Origin of the sequence: Alkalibacterium olivapovliticus (assembly GCF_003003275.1) — a bacterium.
Lineage (GTDB): Bacteria > Bacillota > Bacilli > Lactobacillales > Carnobacteriaceae_A > Alkalibacterium > Alkalibacterium olivapovliticum.
In genome coordinates this window covers 17,686-31,544 of record NZ_PVTO01000001.1, presented here as the reverse complement: position 1 = coordinate 31,544, position 13,859 = coordinate 17,686, and the positions used below count along the sequence as shown (strand labels likewise).

The 13,859-nt window shown below is 40.6% G+C and carries 13 protein-coding genes; 1 reads left to right on the top strand and 12 read right to left on the bottom strand.

Features of this window, described 5'->3' with window-relative positions:
• Positions 1 to 16 precede the first annotated feature (16 nt).
• From CLV38_RS00150 to rpsB, 7 genes are all read right to left on the bottom strand, one after another.
• Positions 17 to 796 (bottom strand): phosphatidate cytidylyltransferase, encoded by a 780-nt coding sequence (locus CLV38_RS00150; RefSeq protein ID WP_106189938.1) that lies wholly within the window; start codon positions 794 to 796, stop codon positions 17 to 19.
• 26 nt (positions 797 to 822) lie between these two features.
• Positions 823 to 1,572: an undecaprenyl pyrophosphate synthase gene (locus CLV38_RS00145; protein WP_106189935.1), complete on the bottom strand. Its 750-nt coding sequence runs from the start codon at positions 1,570 to 1,572 to the stop codon at positions 823 to 825.
• A 361-nt stretch (positions 1,573 to 1,933) separates the two neighbouring features.
• A complete protein-coding gene (gene frr / locus CLV38_RS00140) occupies positions 1,934 to 2,455 on the bottom strand; it encodes a ribosome recycling factor (protein ID WP_211295382.1) in 522 nt (173 codons plus the stop codon).
• 35 nt (positions 2,456 to 2,490) lie between these two features.
• Positions 2,491 to 3,216, bottom strand: a complete 726-nt coding sequence (gene pyrH / locus CLV38_RS00135; protein ID WP_106189929.1) for a UMP kinase — start codon at positions 3,214 to 3,216, stop codon at positions 2,491 to 2,493.
• Positions 3,217 to 3,336: 120 nt separating this feature from the next.
• Positions 3,337 to 4,716, bottom strand: a complete 1,380-nt coding sequence (locus tag CLV38_RS00130) for a flavocytochrome c (protein ID WP_170068767.1) — start codon at positions 4,714 to 4,716, stop codon at positions 3,337 to 3,339.
• A 116-nt stretch (positions 4,717 to 4,832) separates the two neighbouring features.
• Complete coding sequence (gene tsf, locus CLV38_RS00125; protein WP_106189924.1) at positions 4,833 to 5,717, bottom strand: translation elongation factor Ts; 885 nt, start codon at positions 5,715 to 5,717, stop codon at positions 4,833 to 4,835.
• Positions 5,718 to 5,761: 44 nt separating this feature from the next.
• Positions 5,762 to 6,523 carry a 30S ribosomal protein S2 gene (rpsB, locus tag CLV38_RS00120; RefSeq protein WP_106189921.1) on the bottom strand — a complete coding sequence of 254 codons (762 nt, stop codon included), beginning with the start codon at positions 6,521 to 6,523 and terminating at the stop codon, positions 5,762 to 5,764.
• Between the two features lie 238 nt (positions 6,524 to 6,761).
• Here rpsB and CLV38_RS00115 point away from each other — a divergent pair, with 238 nt between their 5' ends.
• Positions 6,762 to 7,358: a lysophospholipid acyltransferase family protein gene (locus CLV38_RS00115; RefSeq protein WP_106189918.1), complete on the top strand. Its 597-nt coding sequence runs from the start codon at positions 6,762 to 6,764 to the stop codon at positions 7,356 to 7,358.
• Positions 7,359 to 7,414: 56 nt separating this feature from the next.
• Here CLV38_RS00115 and CLV38_RS00110 read toward each other — a convergent pair whose 3' ends face one another.
• From CLV38_RS00110 to CLV38_RS00090, 5 genes are all read right to left on the bottom strand, one after another.
• Positions 7,415 to 9,202 (bottom strand): ABC transporter ATP-binding protein, encoded by a 1,788-nt coding sequence (locus tag CLV38_RS00110; RefSeq protein ID WP_106189916.1) that lies wholly within the window; start codon positions 9,200 to 9,202, stop codon positions 7,415 to 7,417.
• Positions 9,202 to 10,953 carry an ABC transporter ATP-binding protein gene (locus tag CLV38_RS00105; protein WP_106189913.1) on the bottom strand — a complete coding sequence of 584 codons (1,752 nt, stop codon included), beginning with the start codon at positions 10,951 to 10,953 and terminating at the stop codon, positions 9,202 to 9,204. The genes CLV38_RS00110 and CLV38_RS00105 overlap by 1 nt, the downstream gene beginning before the upstream one ends.
• 108 nt (positions 10,954 to 11,061) lie before the next feature.
• Positions 11,062 to 11,301, bottom strand: coding sequence for a YneF family protein (locus CLV38_RS00100; protein WP_106189911.1), 240 nt, complete (start codon positions 11,299 to 11,301; stop codon positions 11,062 to 11,064).
• A gap of 190 nt (positions 11,302 to 11,491) precedes the next feature.
• The gene (tkt, locus tag CLV38_RS00095; RefSeq protein ID WP_106189908.1) at positions 11,492 to 13,489 is read right to left on the bottom strand and encodes a transketolase; all 1,998 of its coding nucleotides are present in this window, start codon (positions 13,487 to 13,489) and stop codon (positions 11,492 to 11,494) included.
• A 112-nt stretch (positions 13,490 to 13,601) separates the two neighbouring features.
• Positions 13,602 to 13,844, bottom strand: coding sequence for a DUF896 family protein (locus CLV38_RS00090; protein WP_106189906.1), 243 nt, complete (start codon positions 13,842 to 13,844; stop codon positions 13,602 to 13,604).
• Positions 13,845 to 13,859 lie beyond the last annotated feature (15 nt).

Below are 13,859 nucleotides of genomic sequence, written 5' to 3'. Positions count from 1 at the left end.
TGTGCTCCTTTAATGATCAAAATAATCCAATAATAAATAATACATTCAATACTAACAGGGTACTGTCAAAGCGATCTAATACTCCCCCATGACCTGGAAGAAGAGTGCCTGAATCTTTAACATTGTACTCTCTCTTGACTTTAGATTCAACCAGATCGCCTAACTGTCCGATCACTGAAATCATGATCATAAATAACAGAGACAGAATGTAAGACTCGAATAACGGGAAAAAGATGAGATACACAGCGCTAATCACTGCTGCAGTCAAAGTACCTCCAGCTGACCCTTCAATAGTCTTGTTTGGTGATATATCAGGAGCCAATTTTGTTTTTCCAATCTTTCTGCCAATAAGGTACGCGCCTGAATCCGTTGACCAGATCACCAGCAGTACCAGAATAAGAAATGTGGCACTAAAAGTTCTAAGAGCCACAAACGAATAGAAGGCGACGCCTATGTACAGCGTCATTAAGACAATGGAGCCAATCTGACTAATTTTGAAATCTGGTTTCGTTACAGCGTATACCAGCAAGCTAACTGCTAAAAGACTTGCTATTTTCAGCATGACATTGCCTTCGATCACTGTACTTATTCTAGTACTGAGAACAAGCGCAAACACGCTTGCAGCAGATATAATCGCCGGAAAGGAAACGGGGCTCAGCTTATTCATCTGAATGAATTCAATCTGTCCTATAACGGCAAGAACGCCCATTAATAATAATAAAGGCCATTCGCCAAATAGTATGATCGGAATAAACAGAACTAAAGCTATAACTGAAGTTGCAATTCTTGTTAACATTCTATTTCCTCGGCTTTCTTAATTATTTAGACTGCTCCATAACGACGCTGCCTATTTTTATAACTTAAAAGTGCTTCATCCAGGACGTCTCCATTAAAATCAGGCCATAACAGGTCTGAAAAATAAAACTCGCTGTAGGCATTCTGCCATAGGAGGAAATTACTTAAACGCTGTTCACCACTACTACGTATCAGCAGATCCACATCCTGATACGGTGTGATTGATTCAGTGAATAAGTGGGTTTCGATAGCCTTCTCGTCAATATCTTTCACATTGATCTGTCCATCAATTGCTTTTTGGCAGATTGTCTGTGTTGCTTTTACAATTTCAGCACGGCTTCCATAATTAAAAGCGAAATTCAGAATCATTCCTGTATTATCTTTCGTTTCATCCATAGCATTTTGTATGGCTTTTTTCGTTGATGACGGAACTTTTTCCTCGAATCCAATCATATTTACTTTTACATTCTTTTCCTGAAGCTCAGGTACGAACCGGTCAAAAAACCGGATAGGCAACTGCATTAAAAAGTGTACTTCCTGAGGAGGTCTTTTCCAGTTTTCCGTAGAAAAAGCATATAAGGTCAAGACTTTCACGCCTCGTTCACTGGCTCTCATCGTTACTCTTCGAACGGCTTCCATGCCTTCTTCGTGTCCAAACTTCCTGGCTTTTCCTTTTTGTTCAGCCCAGCGTCCATTGCCATCCATGATCATAGCGACATGAGCGGGTATATTAATTTTTTCGTTTTCAATCATAACGACCGGTGTAAGACACACCATACCCTCCTAGAAATCAGTATACATCTCTTCTATTGTAGTAAAAATCAATCCAAATTACCATAAAAATCAAAAAGCGTCTCTGATTTATTTCAGATCGTTCTATTTTCAGTATGTAGTGACATTTGCTATACTATATGTAAGCTATCACATAAGTGTTAATTTAATGTTAAGGAGGTTCTCCTAATGAGACGATTGAGAAAATATATCATCAGTATTGTAGTCACTTCTGTGGTTACCAAGCTGGTAAATAAGTATATCATCAGCAAACTTTAAATAAAATGAAGAAAAGGAGAGTCAGCTTCGGACTTAAAGGTTTGTTTCACCATCAACCTTTGAGATCCTCAAGCTTCTCTCCTTATTTTTATCCTTCGAGTATTTCTTTTTCTTTTTCTTCAGACAGTTTGTCTATCGCTTTAACACTTGCATTTGTTAATTTTTGAACTTCGTCTTCGTAGTTATGAAGATCATCTTTAGTCAAGTCGCCGTCTTTTTCAGCTTTTTTAAGTGAATCGATTGCGTCACGACGAATGTTTCGGACAGATACTTTCGCGTTTTCAGATTCTTTTCCGACCTGCTTGGCAATATCTTTTCGTCTATCTTCCGTTAGTGCAGGAACGACTAGTCGAATCACATTCCCGTCATTTGAAGGTGGAATCCCGATATCAGACTGATTAAGCGCCTTTTCGATATCGCCCAATGCAGATTTATCATAAGGTGTAATCAGCAGTACACGCGGTTCAGGAACAGATATTTGAGCGACCTGGTTAAGTGGTGTAGGTGCGCCGTAATAATCAATATTCACTCGATTCAGCAGGCTTGGATTAGCGCGACCTGCACGAATGCCCCCTAATTCTCTTACATATGACTGTTCTGCTTTCTTCATTCTTTCTAAAGTGTCTTTTAATATGGCCTTAGTCACTATTGTTTCCTCCTGACAGTCGTCCCAATGGTTTCACCTAAAGCGACGCGTTTTATGTTGCCTTTTTTGTTTAAATTAAATACGACTAATGGAATGTCATTGTCCATACTGAGTGATGATGCTGTCGTATCCATCACTTGAAGGGATTTATTGATAATGTCCAGATAAGTTAACTCTTCATACTTAACAGCATTCTCATCGATGTTCGGATCTGCTGAGTAGACACCATCTACATTATTTTTAGCCATCATAATCACATCAGCGTGCATTTCTGCTGCTCTCAGTGCGGCTGTTGTGTCTGTAGAGAAGTAAGGATTACCCGTACCACCTGCAAAAATAACCACGCGTCCTTTTTCTAAGTGTCTCATCGCTTTTCTGCGAATATATGGCTCAGCCACTTGACGCATTTCAATAGATGTCTGCACTCGCGTGGGAACCCCAATATTTTCAAGAGAATCCTGCAGTGCTAGTCCATTCATTATAGTTGCAATCATGCCCATATAATCTGCCTGAGAGCGTTCCATTCCCATTTCGGCACCGACATGACCACGCCAGATATTTCCGCCGCCCACTACTATAGCAATTTCAATTCCCAATTCATGAACATCTTTGATTTCCTGACAAATTTCCTGAATAGTCGGGGGCGCAATTCCAAAGCCATTTTCCCCTGCTAGTGCTTCTCCACTTAGTTTAAGTACAATACGTTTGTATTTCGGTTCATCCATATAATAATTCCCTCCATAATTCATACAGTATTATTCTACCACATAACCGGTTTGAGGTCATTAAAAAATGCAGAGGATTTGACCCTCCAGCTGTTTATCCGAATCGGTATTCAGTCGTCATCACTCGGGTAAACCCTTACTGCTGAATTGAGCAGCCTGTTTGCCAGCCTGTCTTCCAAATACGATCGTTTCCGCTATCGCATTTCCTCCTATCCGATTCTGTCCATGAAGGCCTCCCACTGTTTCACCCGCTGCATATAATCCTGGAATATTCTGTCCATTTGGTTTTAAGACCTGGGTATCTTTATTGATGATAACGCCTCCCATTGTATGGTGAATGCCAGGAGCAATCTTGATGGCATGATAGGGTGATAGATTCAAAGGGTGATCCATGCCAGTCTGTCTGGCAAACTGCCTGTCTTTCTGTTCTCTGACAGATTCGTTCCATTTGTAAATAGTGTCTTTAAGCGTGTCCTCTTGCATACCGAGCAGACCAGCTAGATCGGCCAGTGTGTCAGCTGTCAGCACCATCTGTTTTGACTGGTAAAAACCGACTGCAGGAACACGCTGCTTCAAATGCTCGTCGAAAATTAGGTAGGCACAGTGATCTGTTAGATCCATGACAGCTTTAGAGACCACATCTCTTCTGTCCAGCTCATTGATGAAGCGCTCCCCTTTTGAAGAGACCAGCACGGCACCTTCGCCTCTTATCGCTTCAGTCATAAGAAATCCGCTCTCCTGGTGAACCGTTGGATGGATCTGAATCTGGTCCAGATCTCGAACATCTCCACCAACAGCCTGGATCATCTGTATCCCGTCTCCCATACTGCCTTCATGATTTGTCGTAATGAAGTGAGCTGTCTGAGGTGCTATTTTGTTTAACATTTCACGATTAAAACCAAAACCACCCGTCGTGACGATTACAGTTCTGGACTTCACGATCTGGGAAGTCATTCCTTCTATGACGACCTCCACCCCCGTTACAACGCCTTTATCCAGTACAAGACGCTGGACGTCCGCGTTTAAAACGATGGGGATATGTCGTTCCTCTATGTTTTTCATTAATCTTTTAACTAAGTATCCTCCGATTGCAGAACCATCTGCAGGCCGGTGGGTTCTTCTGACACTCATTCCACCAGTGGTTGTAATATTTGAAAGAGATATACCGAGTGAGTCCAGCCAATCTATTGCACCAGCCGACTGTTTGACAAAATACTGCAGCAATTCCTGATCATTGGTTTTATTCCCCCCTATTAGGGTTTCAGCATAAAACAGCTCATTGCTGTCAGTTATCCCCTGGTCTAACTGGAATGATGTTTCTGAGGCATTCATCCCCGCTGATGATTTGATCGTATTTCCTCTAACAGCCGGCATCTTCTCAAAAATAACTGGACTTGCTCCTTCGTCTTTTGCCTGAATAGCAGCTGCCAATCCTGCAGCTCCTGCACCTACAATAATAATATCGAAGAGCTTTTCTAAATCGATTGTTTGGTAAGTCACTTGATCGCCTCCCTTTGTTTCCACATCAGTATACAAAACATACTGCTGAAATTATAGAACTTGATGCAAAAAAAAGAGCAGGGTCGATTGAAGACCACTACTCTTTTGGATTTTACTTATTTTTTAGCTAACTGACTTTGAACTTCAGCAGCGAAATCTTCAGTACGTTTTTCAATACCTTCTCCGACTTCATAACGGATGAAGGACTTGATTGACGCACCATTTTCTTTCAAGTACTCACCAACTGTTTTATCTGGATCTTTAACGTATGGCTGGTCAACTAAACTAACTTCTGCTAACCATTTGTTCAAACGTCCCTGAACCATTTTTTCAACAATATTTTCTGGTTTTCCTTCGTTTTTAGCTTGTTCAGTTAACACGCTTAGTTCGTGATCTCTTTCATCTTGAGAAATCTCTTCACGTGTAATGAATTTAGGATTGATAGCTGCAATATGCATAGATACATTACGCGCAACTTCTTCATCAGATGTTCCTTCAACAGTAGAAAGAACAGTAATGCGTCCGCCCATGTGCTCATAATCTCCGAAAACATCATTATCTGTTTTTTCAACAACTGCAAAACGACGGAACGTGATTTTTTCTCCGATAGTTTGAGTTGCTTCAGTAATAGTGTCCTGGATAGATTCGCCATTCATGTCTAACCCTAATGCGTCTTCAACAGATGCAGGGTTATGAGTAGCGACAGTTTTAGTAATCCCTTTAACCAGGTTCTGGAACTTGTCGTTTTTAGAAACGAAGTCAGTTTCAGAATTGATTTCAGCGATTGCTGCAACGTTACCTTCGATATAAACGTTTGCTAATCCTTCAGCCGCAATACGGTCTGCTTTTTTAGCTGCTTTAGAAACACCTTTTTCTCTAAGATAGTCAATAGCTGCGTTCATGTCTCCGTCAGTTTCAACCAACGCTTTTTTCGCGTCCATCATTCCAACGCCTGTTTTATCACGTAACTCTTTTACTTGAGCTGCTTTAATAGTTGCCAATATTATTCCTCCTTAGTAGTTAACGAGTCCGGTTTAAACGACTATTAGTCGTTGTCGCCTTCGACTACTTCAACGATTTCATCTAAAGAATCAGATTTAGCTTCTTCTTCAAAAACTTCATCTTCTCCCTGGTTTCCTTCGATAACAGCATCAGCCATTGTTTTCGTCAACAATTTAACGGCACGGATAGCATCGTCATTTGAAGGGATGATTACATCGATCTCATCTGGATCACAGTTAGTGTCTACCATAGCTACGATAGGAATATTTAATTTTTGAGCTTCTTTGATTGCAATGTGTTCTTTTCTTGGGTCTACAACGAACAATACATCTGGACGTTTAGGCATATCTTTGATTCCGCCTAAGAATTTGTCAAGACGATCGCGTTCTTTCAGCAAGATCCCAACTTCTTTTTTAGGTAAGACTTCAAACGTTCCGTCTTCTTCCATTTTTTCCAACTGTTTCAAACGTTTGATACGTTTTTGGATAGTATCCCAGTTAGTCAATGTTCCACCTAACCAACGATGGTTGATGTAGTAAGCGCCAGCTCTGATAGCTTCTTCTTTGATCGCATCCTGTGCCTGTTTTTTAGTTCCGACAAAAAGAACTGTTCCGCCATCTTCAGCGATGTCGCGTACATAGTTGTAAGCTTGATCGATCAACTTAACAGTTTTCTGCAAGTCGATGATGTAGATGCCGTTTCTTTCTGTAAAGATATATGGTTTCATTTTCGGGTTCCAGCGTCTAGTCTGGTGGCCGAAATGAACACCTGATTCTAATAATTGTTTCATTGATACAACTGCCATGTGTTATTCCTCCGTTTGGTTTTATATTTTCCTCCCCGAGCTTCATCTGTTTTGAACACTCTATGGCATTAGAGCACCATTCAATACATCTGCTCAGGTGTGAAATTAGTGCTTTATGCACCGCTAATTATTATACTACAGAACTAAACAAATTGCAATTGACTATTGAAATTAATCTTGCACATTTTCTATTTCTACCGCATACTATAATGAGAATCTAAAAAGGAAGTGGAACAGCGTGTTTTTTACATTTATTCGAATAGTAGTCAGAGTGCTTGTCTACATTTTAAACGGCAAACCAGATGTTCAAGGGAAAGAAAACTTGCCAAAAAATGATAATTATATTTTGATAGCGCCTCACCGGTCATGGATCGATCCTGTGTTTTTAGTTTTAGCTGCCTCACCCAAGCAGTTCAGCTTTATGGCTAAGCAGGAGTTATTCAAGAACCCCCTTTTCAAATGGCTGATCACTAAAATGAATGCATTCCCTGTTGACCGTCATAATCCTGGACCGAGTGCAATCAAAACACCAGTGAAAATCCTTAAAGAAACAAATCTTGGTCTCGTTATTTTCCCTACCGGGACACGCCACTCTCAAGAAATCAAAGGCGGTGCAGTTACTATTGCCAAGATGAGTAAAAAACCCATTGTTCCTGTTGTGTATCAAGGACCTTTCACCTTTAAAGCATTATTGACCAGACAAAAGGCAAGTGTCAGATTCGGAGAACCTTTCATGGTTGAACGCAATGTCGAAGGCATTAAGGATGTTAACGCCTATTACTCTGACAAAATTCAGAAAGCCTTTGTCACATTAGACTCAGAAATATCCAAATAAAAAAAGGCTTATTGCTGATCCGGCTCATACTATGCCGGATCAGGATAAGCCTTTTTTTATGTCTGTAGCCCTATATTCTGCAATTCATACATACCTTTGTAGGAACCTCCACGATCGATCAGTTCATCATGCGTTCCGCGTTCAATGATGTGTCCTTTATCCAGTACCAGAATCTGATCCGCATCTCTGATGGTAGACAGCCTGTGTGCTATCGCTACCGTCGTTCTTCCTCTTCTCATCCGCTCTAGCCCTTCTTGAATAAGCGATTCAGTTTCCGTATCGATATTAGCAGTCGCCTCATCCAGAATAAGAATTTTCGGATCCCGAACAATGGTGCTCGCAAACGAGATCAGCTGCTTCTGACCGCTTGAAAAACTAGCCCCTCTTTCAACTACTTTCGCATCATACTGTCCAGGCAGTTCCTCAATAAATCGGTCAGCTTGAACAAATCGTGCTGCTTCAATAATCTCTCTATCCGTTATGGCTTTGTTCATCAATCTGATATTATCTTTGATTGTGCCATAAAACAGAAATGAATCCTGAAGAACCAGTCCAGTCCGTTGACGAAGTTCTCTCATCGGAAATTCTCTTATTGATTTCCCGTCAATCAGGACTTCACCCTGCTGAAAATCATAAAAGCGCATCAGCACATTGATGATTGAAGACTTCCCGCTTCCAGTGTGTCCGACTAGCGCAATCGTCTCGCCAGGATTCACAGTAAAGGATATATTATTCAGTACATTATGCTCATCATCATATGAAAATGAGACATCCTTGAACTCGATTTTTCCTGTCGTGATATGAGCATCAGCGTTTTCTGCCTGCTCTGGTACGTACTCTTCATTATCCATAACAGTAAGGATTCGGCTGCTTGAAATTACACCATCCTGAAAGAGACTTAAACTATCCATTAGACGAGTTAACGGTCTAAAAAAATCATTTGCATAGGAAGTAAAGGCGTAAATGATTCCGACTTCTATCGGACTAGTCAGTGCATTGATCCCGAAAATGGCAAGGATCAGGACGACTGATAATGTGTAAAGCATATTAATGACTGGACTTAACAGCAATGCATTGATTTTGACCATTGAGTACCGCGAATCATAATAAGCTTTATTCGTTTCTTCGAATTCCTTTTGAAGTCGTTTTTCCTGCCTGAACTGCTTGATGACAGACATCCCATTAATGGTCTCTGCCAACTTTGTATTCAGCAAGCTTAACTTGGACTTCATTTCACCATATGTTCTTGAGCTGTACACTTGATAAAAGCGAATAATTACTAAGAGGACGGGTGCGAAAATCAATATCCATAAGGTAACGGTCACATCCAGTAGGAACATGGCGCCTAGCGAAATGAATACCCCAAATACCCCTTGAATAATTGTCAGAAACACATGCCAGAAATCTTTCATAGCTTCTGTGTCGTTAGTTGCACGGGTAATGATCCACCCGGTTGATGTCTGATCAAAAAAACGCATGCCCAGATCATGCAGCTTAGAAAAGAGCTGGTGTCTGATGTTCTGCACCGTTTTTTCTGAGGCCATATTGAAAATATACAGCTCAAAATACCAAACTGTCATTCGAATGATCGTCACTCCAAAATGAAGTCCTGCAAAAAGCAATATTGTCTGAGTGGCAACTGTTCCAGTGGTCAAATGATCATCAATAAAAATTTGAATAATTCTTGGTAGCGCAGCATTTGTAACAGCCAAAGCTACACTGAAAAGAATGGCCAGTAAAAATTGGTTTTTATAGGGTGAAGCGTAGGATAAAATGCGTCTAATGATCTGCATCTGTTCTCTAAATGGAATGGATCGTCTTTTATTCAGTTCCTGCTGTTCCATTAGGCTTCTCCCCCTTTTAATGCTCTTTCAAGCTGCTGTTGCTCATACATATCTTTATACCAACCATTTTGCTGAAGGAGAGATTTATGCGTCCCTCTTTCAATAATAGACCCTTCATCAATAACAATGATTTCTTCAGCATGCATCACTGAACTAATTCTGTGTGCAGCAATGATCGTTGTCTGACCCTGTCTGATGTCTTTCAATCCAGATAAGATCGTTTCTTCAGTCTGAGCATCTACAGCAGATAGTGAATCATCCAATATCATCAATTCAGGATTGATTAAAATAGCGCGAGCAATCGAAATACGCTGCTTCTGTCCTCCAGAAAGGGAGACGCCACGTTCACCAACCTCAGTATCATATCCATTGGGCAGTTCCAGAATATCCTGATGAATATCGGCTAATTTAGCTGCAGCCTCAACCGCTTCCTGAGATAAACCAGGATCAGCAAATCGGATGTTCTCTCTGATCGTGTCTGAAAACAAGTAGTTATCTTGAGGAACATACCCTACTTGTTTCAGTAAAGCATCCAGTGTGTAATCTCTTATATCATACCCACCATATTCGATCTTCCCTTTGTACGCGTCGTACTCTCTTAACAATAGTTTGAGAATGGTTGTTTTCCCCGCACCCGTTTTGCCGACAATACCCAATGTGCCGCCGGCATTCAATCTGAAGTCTATGTCTCTCAGTGTCTCAACTTCATCTTCAGGATAGGAGAAAGATTCCAGTTTGAAACTCAGATCACCAGTAATCGGGTGATCGATTGCCCCATGACGCTCCTCTATTGCTGTTTCCTCTCTAAGAAGCGTTTCTATCCGGTCATAACTGGCAGATCCTCTTTCAATAATATTAAATAAACGTCCAATAGCAAACATTGGCCAAACGAGCATCCCAATATAATTAATAAATGTAACAAAATCCCCTATTGTTATTTCATTCCCTGAAATAAGCAGTCCGCCTATAAAAATAGTCAAGAAATAGGAAATACCCATAATAAAGGTGATTGCCGGATCGAATAGCGAATCGATTTTATATACTGCTTTATTTTTCGCTACAACATTATCCGTCTGTTTTGAGAATTCTTCAATGTCTTCTTTCTCCTGCCCAAAGGTCTTGATGACTTTTATTCCTTGTATACTTTCCTGAACTTTATCATTCAGATGGGAAAAGGCAGCTTGAGCATCCCTGAATCTCAAATGGAGTTTTTTACCAAGAACACGTGACGTAACAGCCAGTAGTGGCAGAGGTATAATCGCTATCAATGTCAGGCGCCAGTCGACAATAAAGAGCATGGCTAAAAGAGTGGTAAGTCCTACACTGATCGCATCAGCGAGCGTCAGAATCCCTCCACCTGCAACCATACGCAGTCCTCTTAAATCATTAGTCGCGTGGGCCATCAGATCCCCTGTTCTGTATTTCTGGAAAAACTGATTATCCATATTCGTAAAATGATCAAAAAGCTGTTTTCGTACAATCTGTTCCAGCTTTGCAGCATTTCCCCAAATGCGTACGCGCCAGATGTATCTTAAAACATATTGGAGCACTGCCGTTGATGCCAAAATAGCAAGCCAGGTCGTAAGCGACAACTGGGTTATACTGGCTGTTTCAATTTCGTCCACCACAATCCCTATGATGCGCGGCGGAATCAACTGCAATATAGCCACAATCACTAAAGAGACGATCCCCAATAAATATGATTTCTTTTCCTGTTTAAAAAACCAGCTTAATCGTTTAAATATCCCCATAATCATATCTCCTAGTCGAATGTTCGATTCTTGTATCCAATGTGACAATATGTCATGTTGGACTAATGATCAACGGACAGAAATTGTTCTGTCCGCATACCAGTAATATTATTTCTTTTTCTTTTTAGCATTTTTCTGCTGAGATTTCATTTGACTCATCATCTGATTGATTTTTCGTTCAGACGGTTTCTGTCCCATTTGAATCATCATCATACGCAGCATGTTTTCATCGATCGGTGGATTTTTTTCAAAATAATCCATCATGTATTTTCTGGCAATAAAGAATCCGCCGACTAATCCGCCAACTAATGCTAATATTATCAATAAAATAGCTAATCCTGTATTCATTTTTTGTTCACTCCTCTCAACATCGTGCTCTTATCTAATAGCAGAAATTAAAAAACTGCTCACTGGACTATTTTACACAATAAACGCTAAAAAATAAACCTTTATATACCAAAACAGTTATTTACTTTTTAGACCTGACAGAAAAAAAGCACCTCTAATTTAATAGAGGTGCTCAAATCTATTTCTTAGTTCAGTTTAGTGATAGATAAGTGTTTACAACATTTTCAGGTGTGAAGCCATAAGCCTCAACAACTGCTTCGCCATTACCACTTGCGCCAAACTTATCAATAGCCAGAACTTTTCCTTCAGATCCAGCATATTTATGCCATCCGAATGAAGAGCCCATTTCAATAGCTACTCTGTTTTTTACAGCAGATGGCAATACAGATTCTTTGTATTCATCTGATTGTAGTTCAAACAGATCGAAACTCGGCATAGACACTACTGATACATCATGTCCCTGAGCTTTCAATGCTTTTTGAGCTTCTACAGCTAATGTTACTTCTGATCCAGTCGCAATCAGGATGCCATCTGGCGTTTCATTGTCAGATGCAGATAACACATAAGCACCTTTTTTAACATTTTGTCGTGCAGACTCTTGAGTGCCTGGTAATACAGGTAGATTTTGACGAGTCAAGACTAGCATTGTCGGTCTGTCAGTAGATGTGACAGCCACTTCCCACGCTGCAGCGACTTCGTTACCGTCAGCTGGACGCAAAACAGTCAGATTGTGCATACCACGGAAACTAGACAGTTGCTCAACAGGTTCGTGAGTTGGTCCATCTTCTCCTACAGCAATAGAGTCATGTGTCATAACATAAATGGCAGGGATACGTGATAAGGCAGCTAAACGAACAGCCGGTCTCAGGTAATCTGTAAACACAAAGAACGTAGCCACGTATGATTTTGTACCACCATGTAAAAGAATACCGTTTAAGGCAGCTGTCATAGCAAATTCACGTACACCGTACCAGATGTTACGTCCTTCATATTGTCCAGCCTGGAAATCTTTAACATCGTCGATCATTGTTTTATTAGATCCAGATAAATCTGCAGAACCGCCCCAGAAATTCGGAACAGTTTTAGCGATGGCATTCAGTACTTTTCCACTTGTAGAACGCGTCGCATCTGCTCCATCAGTTTCAGCAAAACTTGGCAGGTCTTTATCCCAGTCTGCAGGTAGTTCACCTGATAATGCAGAATCAAAACGAGCTGACAGGTCTGAATGCGTATTGCGGTAATCAGAAACTAAGGAGTTCCACTCAGCTTCAGCTTTTTCACCTTTGTCGATAATAAGCTCTTTAAAGCGATCTTTGACCTCTTGAGGCACGTAGAAGTCTTCGCCTTCCCATCCGTAAGCTTTTTTGGCAGCTTCAACACCTTCAGGCCCAAGTGGTGCACCATGCACATTATGAGTTCCTGCATTTGTTGCACCAAACCCGATAACTGTCTTGATTTCGATCAGAGACGGTTGGTCGGTATTTTCTTTAGCTTTTTGAATAGCCTGGTCGATTGCTTCTAAATCGTTACCATCTTCAACCAGGATATGCTCCCAGCCATAAGCTTCATAACGTTTGCCGACATCTTCAGTAAAGGCATTGGATGTTGGACCATCTAATTGGATATCATTGGAATCATACAACATAATTAATTTACCTAATTTTAAGTGGCCAGCCAGAGAAGAAGATTCTTGAGAAACACCTTCCTGAAGATCGCCGTCTCCACATAGAACATAAGTGTAATGGTCTACAATACCGTAGTCCTCTTTGTTATAGGTAGCTGCTAAGTGTGCTTCAGCCATAGCCATTCCTACAGCGTTTGCAATTCCCTGTCCTAAAGGTCCAGTTGTCGCTTCGACACCATCAGTAATGTGTACTTCCGGATGTCCTGGAGTGTTGCCTTCCAATTGACGGAAGTTCTTCAGGTTATCGATCGTTACGTCAAATCCAGACAAGTGGAGCATACTGTATAACAGCATTGATCCGTGTCCTGCAGATAATACAAAACGGTCTCTGTTGAACCATCTGGAATTAGTCGGATTAATATTTAAGTGACGTGTCCATAGCGTATACGCCATTGGTGCTGCTCCCATTGGTAAACCGGGGTGTCCTGAATTAGCTTTTTGTACGCCATCGATACTTAACGTACGAATTGTATCAACAGCCATTTGATCTATTTTATCGAACAATTAACTTCAACCCTTTCGTTTGTTTAGATTTTAAACCTACCCTATTATTGTACTATTATTAACATGTTATTTCAACGTATTCTCATATTATTGTAAGGGAATACAGATACTGCTAATCTCGGCCGTGCAAACCTTTTTCTTTCTGGATATCCTTTACTTTATCGGGCGTGACATCATTACCGTCAGGATCAACGATTTTCATGCCTTCAATCTGGTTTTTCATACCTGACCTGAATGCCTGAATATACTCTTCTCTCAAGGCTTTCTGTTCAGTTTTTTCTTCTTCAGTCAAACCTTCATTTCTTTCTTTTCTGACTAGATCATTAATTCTGTCGAGTTTCTTTTTTTCTAACATAAAATCCTCCTATGA